At 52.1% G+C, this 5,939-nt stretch carries 5 protein-coding genes and 1 pseudogene; 3 read left to right on the forward strand and 3 right to left on the reverse strand.

The features are described from left to right. The 3 genes from Q0614_RS05070 to Q0614_RS05080 all read right to left on the reverse strand — a co-directional run. The coding region (locus Q0614_RS05070) for a ribonuclease III domain-containing protein (RefSeq protein ID WP_298786999.1) at positions 1-328 on the reverse strand (328 nt) is incomplete at its 3' end. Between the two features lie 402 nt (positions 329-730). Next, positions 731-1,153 (reverse strand): ribonuclease HI, encoded by a 423-nt coding sequence (gene rnhA, locus Q0614_RS05075; protein ID WP_291938667.1) that lies wholly within the window; start codon positions 1,151-1,153, stop codon positions 731-733. Next, positions 1,131-2,156 (reverse strand): tetratricopeptide repeat protein, encoded by a 1,026-nt coding sequence (locus tag Q0614_RS05080; protein ID WP_298787001.1) that lies wholly within the window; start codon positions 2,154-2,156, stop codon positions 1,131-1,133. The genes rnhA and Q0614_RS05080 overlap by 23 nt, the downstream gene beginning before the upstream one ends. A gap of 60 nt (positions 2,157-2,216) precedes the next feature. Here Q0614_RS05080 and dnaG point away from each other — a divergent pair, with 60 nt between their 5' ends. The 3 genes and pseudogenes from dnaG to Q0614_RS05095 form a co-directional block, all read left to right on the forward strand. Then, positions 2,217-4,376, forward strand: coding sequence for a DNA primase (gene dnaG, locus Q0614_RS05085; RefSeq protein WP_298787003.1), 2,160 nt, complete (start codon positions 2,217-2,219; stop codon positions 4,374-4,376). A 9-nt stretch (positions 4,377-4,385) separates the two neighbouring features. Further along, positions 4,386-5,369, forward strand: coding sequence for an argininosuccinate synthase domain-containing protein (locus tag Q0614_RS05090; protein ID WP_298787005.1), 984 nt, complete (start codon positions 4,386-4,388; stop codon positions 5,367-5,369). 387 nt (positions 5,370-5,756) lie between these two features. Beyond that, a pseudogene (locus tag Q0614_RS05095) lies at positions 5,757-5,939 on the forward strand (hypothetical protein); the annotation flags it as partial.

The following is a 5,939-nucleotide window of genomic DNA, read 5'->3' on the forward strand; positions in this document are numbered from 1 at the left end:
GCAGCGAGGGTTTCTCGCGTCCGCCGTTACGCTCCTCGGACAGCGACATATTCAGGTTCTCGCCGATGCCTAAAAATTTTGCAAATTTAGAGAAGCTGCTTTCGTTCACGAGTGCGGCGCGCAGCTTGCTCAGATCGCCCTCGTCGCTGCTAAATTTTTTGAAAAGATACTCGCCCACGATTAGATCCATCACCGCATCGCCTAAAAATTCCAGCCTCTCGTTGTTATGTCCGTTTTTGGCGCTTTTGTGCGTAAGAGCGATCTTGAGGTGGGTTAAATTTTTAAATTTGTAGCCCAGTTTTTCTTGTAATTTTTCTAAATTTTGCATCTTTGCCCTTTATTATAAAATTTTACGAAATTCGCGGCGGCTCGCACGCAAACGGCATCCGGTGCAAACAAAACCTGCACAAACGAAACGAATAAGTGCAGGCATCGCCCGCGCTAAATTTGCACCAACGCGACGAATGAAGTGCGCTAGCGACGATCTGCGACGAATAAAATTTAAACGTGCCCGCTAATCTTAACGCAAGCCGTGCCGAAGCCCACTTGCCGCAAATTTAATCTTCGCCAAAAACGCGCCTGCTTTCAAATATAAGAACCCAATTGCGTGAACGAACGCATTAAAACCGGCTTCGGGCGATAAAATTTACGCCGAAGCGGCTCTGTGTGCAAAGCAAACGCGGGTAAATCTATGCTAAATCCGCGCAATCGCGAGCTTTGTCGTAGAATTTCAGCCTTTTATCGCTTCTGCGGCCGCGCGAGCCATAGCGTCGCACTCCTCGTTTTGCGGATGACCCGCATGCCCCTTGACCCACGAGGCCTTGATCTCGTGAGGCGCCGCCGCCGCAAGGTATCTGCGCCACAGATCCGCGTTTTTCTTGCCCTTAAAATCGGTAACGACCCACTTTGCAAGCCAGGAATTTATCGCCTTAACGACATATTCGCTATCGGTAAAAAGCTCGACGCGGCAGGGCTGCTTAAGCGCGCTAAGCCCCATTATGGCGGCGGTTAGCTCCATTTGATTATTTGTCGTCATCGCTTCTGCGCCGCTTGCCTTTTTTATCGCGTCGCCGTATTGCAAGATATAAGCCCAGCCGCCCGCTCCAGGGTTTCCGAGGCAGCTGCCGTCGCTAAAAAGTTTGACCGATTTCACCGGTTTTCTCCGAAATTTGAGCCCTGATCTCCATGCTGCCTAGCTCGTAGCAGACCGGACAGCGGTGCGAGAAGAGCCCCACCGAGCTTTTGCACTTCGCGCAGGTATAGCTAAAGCTAAGCCCAGCGTCCTCAAAGCCCGCGTCTTTCATAGCCATAAGTGCGTTGATCTCAAAAATTTTACTCGCGCTCCCAGGCTTTTGATCGCTTTTTCCAAGCGCGTAAAAAAGCGCGTTGTACTCCGTATCCTGCGTATTTACCGCCGCAGGGAAATCATAGATCAGATCGATCGCCTGCTCGATCGGCGGGAAGCGGTCAAAGCCCTCCATAGGCTCTTTGTTTTTGATAAAAAGCTCCATGCAGAACCGCCCCGCGCCTTTGAAATTTAGCTTTGAAATTTTAGCGATCTTTTTATTAAACGGCGTATTGGCGTCGTTTGCGATGATCTGGGCGCGCTCGAACTGGCTTTGAGCATATACTTCGGCGTCCTGTTCGCGCAGCGCGTCAAGCACCTCAAGCGCCTCATTAAAGCGCTTGAGCCGCTCATAAATCACCGTAAGATGCGTAAGAGCCTCTTTGTTTCTGGGGCGCAGCTTCAGCGCCTGCAAAAACACCTCTTCGGCGCGCCCTAAAAAGCCCGCTTTGAAATATACGATACCGAGATTGGTGAGGATAAACTCCCTCTGTACGCCGCCGCTAGCCTTACTTAGCGCGATTAGATAAATTTCTATCGCGCGCTCGAAGTCGCCGCTTTTGACGAAAGAGCTAGCCAAAATTCCAAGCGTCGGGATGTCTATTTGCGGGCTTGCCAGAAGCTGCCTGTGCTCGGTGCTAAGCGCGTCTAGGGTGTCAAATTTTTTGATGAAATTCTCTAAACTCTGCCTCTCGTTTTTTTTAGAAAAAACTCCCCAAATGTAGCTTAGAATCGACACTAGCAAGATTATGCTTATCAGCATGATAAGCCCGAAAATCGGGTCGCGATCGTCTAAGAAAAAATTATCCAAATCAAACCTCGTCGCAAAAATAAAGGGCAATTATAGCAAAGTGCGGGTATAATTTCGCTTATGATTAAAAACGAAAGCATAGAAAATCTGCTGGCCACCGTAGATATCGTAGACGTCGTAGAAAAATATGTCCCGCTTAAGCGCAGCGGCGCAAATTTCGTAGGCGTCTGCCCCTTCCACGACGATTCGCACCCGAGCATGAGCGTGAGCTCCAAGCTTGGAATTTTTCACTGCTTTTCGTGCAAAGCGGGCGGCAATGCGATTAAATTTATCCAAGATTACGAAAAGATAAGCTTCCCAGAAGCGGTCGAAAAGCTTGCGGGGATGTATAATTTCGCGCTGCAATACACCGGCGCTAAAGTCCAGGAGCGCAGCGAAGAGAAGAAGGTGCTTGGGATTTTAAACGCCTACTACCAAAGCTGCCTTTATCAAAACCCCGCCGCCGTAAAATACCTGCACGAGCGCGGCCTAAGCGAACAAAGCATTCGCAAATTCGGCCTTGGCTACGCTGGAGCTAGCGCGCAGACGATCAGGGTTTTGCAAAACGAAGAAATTCCGCCGCAAGACGCGCTAAATGCGGGCGCGGTGAAGCAAAACGAGCGCGGGCTCTACGCAAGCTTTATCGAGCGCATCACCTTTCCGATCTACAACCACGCAAGCAAGCTCGTGGGCTTCGGCGGCCGCACGATAAGCGATAATCCCGCCAAATACGTCAATTCGCCGCAGTGCGCGCTGTTTGATAAATCTAAAATTTTCTACGCATTCGACCTTGCAAAAAAAAGCGCGATCGCCAAAAAAACCCTCATCATCACCGAGGGCTACATGGACGTCATCATGCTGCATCAAGCAGGCATCGACAACGCCGTAGCTGTGCTCGGCACGGCGCTGACGCCCGCTCATCTGCCGCTTATAAAGCGCGCGGAGCTTAACGTCGTGCTTAGCTTCGACGGCGACGCTGCGGGCATCAATGCGGCGATGAAATCGGCGCGGCTTTTGTGCCTAAATAAGATCGACTCAAGCGTCGCTATAATCGGCGGCGGCGCCGATCCTGCGGATATGATAGTCGCGGGCAAGGTGCGCGAGCTAGAGCAAATTTATGCTAGCGGCATGGAGAGCGGGGAATTTCTAATTCGACAGATCGCTAAAAAATACGACCTTGCCCGCCCCATGCAAAAAGAGGCGGCGCTAAATGAGATCAAAGAATTTACCGCAGCGCTCGGCCCCGTGCTCGCCGAGTCCTATCAGAGCCTAGTGGCGCAAATTTTAAACGTCTCGCCGGGTTCGTTTAATTTAGCAAGCGGCGGTAAAAATTTCGGCGCGGGCTTTGAGGGGCGAAATTTCAACGAGGGCGAGAGCTTCGGCTCTCGCGATTTGGGTTTTTACGAAGGGCACGGCGCAGACGGCAGGAGCGGCGCGAGTGGGAGCTTAAACAGCGGAAATTTTGTTCGCGCGCAAAATACGGCGCGCTATGAGAGCTCTGCGCTGCCTGCGGCTTCGGCGAGGTCCGGGCAGACGTTACTACGCCGTAAGGAGATCGCGGAGCTTCAGATCATAAAATCGATGTTGCTCGATGGTGAGATGGCGGAGCTTGGGCTCGGCTGCTTGGAGCGGCGCGATTTTCGCATGCACGGCGATATTTTCGAGGCGTTTTTGGCTTTCGCTCGCAGCGGCGAGAATTTTAAAAATTTCATCGGGGGCGAGGGCGGCAATGCGGATAGTAATGCCGGCGAAAATTTCATCGCAGGCGGCGCGGGAGAAAATTTTATCCGTAGCGAGAGCGTAAATTTAAAAAGCGGTGAGAGCTCTAGCGAGCAAAATTTTAGCGGGCAGGGTTCTACGGGCGCCGTAAATTTAAAAGATTCCGCACAGCAGGGTGCAAACGGCGGCGAGAAGCAAGAGGATGCAAATAACGGCGAGAGACGGAGCTTAAGCATCGGCGCAAATCAAGGCGAGATGGAAGCCGCCGCTCAAAATGTCCAAAGCGCTCAAAGTATCCAAAATGTTCAAAACGCCGAAAGCGAAGCCCGCGAAAATCTGCGCGCGCTCGCGCTGGATGATGAAATTTTGCCTATCGACGGCGCGGCGCTTTTTAACGACGCGTGCAAAATTTTACGCCGCAACGCCCTGCAAGATCTGATGCAAAAGCTCAAAAACTCCGACGCGCCCGACAAGATCGAGCGGATCTTGGAGTATCAAAAAAAGATCAACCAACTCAAGTAAAGGAACGAAATGAAGGCATTGGCGCTCTTTAGCGGCGGGCTTGACTCCATGCTCGCGGTCAAACTCATCGTCTCGCAAGGCATCGAGGTGCTCGCGCTGAATATGGATATAGGATTTAGCGGCAAGGATGATAAGAGCGAGATCATGCGCCGCAGAGCCGCAGCTGCGGGGGCAGATTTTAAAAGCGTCGATATCAGAAGCGAATATCTGCGGCAGGTGCTTTTCGAGCCCAAATACGGCTATGGCAAGCACTTCAACCCCTGCATCGACTGTCACGGATATATGTTTAAGACCGCGCTTGCGATGTTGCAAGACGAAGGGGCGAGCTTCATCATCACGGGCGAGGTGCTCGGACAGCGCCCGATGAGCCAGCGCGCGCAGGCTCTAGCTCAGGTCGGCGGGCTTAGCGGCGATGAGGAGGGGCTGATCCTACGTCCGCTGTGCGCGAAGCTGCTGTCGCCCACGACGCCCGAGATCAAGGGCTGGGTAGATAGGGGCGCGCTGCTTGATATCAGCGGGCGCGGACGGGCTATACAGATGCAGCTGGCGGCAGAGTTCGGCTTTGAGGACTATGAAACGCCCGCGGGAGGCTGTCTGCTGACCGTGCAGAGCTTCAGCGAGCGGATCAAGGATGCGGTAAAATTTGAAAAGATCGAAACGCCCGCGGACGCTGAAATTTTAAAATTCGGGCGCCATCTGCGCTTGCCGGGCGGCGCGAAGCTCATAATCGGACGCGACGAGAGCGATAACAAAAAGCTTGCCGCCGTGCAAAATCCGAAATTTAGCGAGATAAAATTTAAAGATGACGTCGTGGGCGCGCTAAGCCTGCTAAGTAGAGGCGCGAGCGAAGCGGATAGAGAGCTTGCGGCGAGACTGGCGTTAACATACGCCAAAACGGACGCCGCGCGCAGCTACGCCCTACTCATAGACGGCAGCGAGCTGAGCGTAAGCCCCTTTGAGAGCAAGGATGCTGCGCGCGAGTATTTTGTGTAAAATCTAAACCGCCATCCAGGTTGTATTTGATAGGCGTAAAAACGATGCATAAGCGCAAGAAGCTGCAATAGCAGATACAAGAGTAAAATTTAAAAACGGCGATGTCTGAAAGGCGAGCCGAAAAAGCGGGCACCGCGAACTAAATTCGGCTATCGCAAGAGCCAAATAGGCATAAATTTAAAAGTGCAAGCCGTTAAATTTAAAAGCAAGAGCGAGCAAATTTTATAAGCTTAAGGAGCATTTATGGATTATTTCAAGCCATTTTTAGTAAAGATCGCAGGGCGCGCCAGAGAGGACGATCACACGAGCGCGCACGAGTAGATCATCGCTCCGCTACTGCAAAACGCGCTCGCCGCCTACGTCTATAACGGGCGCAAAGATATTATCATGGGAGCCTTCGGTAGCGTGGAGCACCCGTTAAATTTGAGCGAGTTTAGTTTTCTCGTGCGCGAGCGGGGCAAATTTCGCCTCGATCTAGCGCGCGAATGCGTAAACGGCGCCGAGATCTTTTGGAGCGCTTGCAGTTTTAGGCGCGGCTCGGTCGTTGTTTTGCTTGATGGCGAGTTTGAT

This window comes from uncultured Campylobacter sp., from assembly GCF_937997595.1.
In the GTDB taxonomy this organism is placed as follows: Bacteria; Campylobacterota; Campylobacteria; order Campylobacterales; family Campylobacteraceae; genus Campylobacter_B.

Coding starts and splice junctions, on each gene's coding strand:
- Q0614_RS05090 (WP_298787005.1), top strand. CDS start 4,386: ATGAAGGCATTGGCGCTCTTTAGCGGCGGGCTTGACTCCATGCTCGCG.
- dnaG (WP_298787003.1), top strand. CDS start 2,217: ATGATTAAAAACGAAAGCATAGAAAATCTGCTGGCCACCGTAGATATC.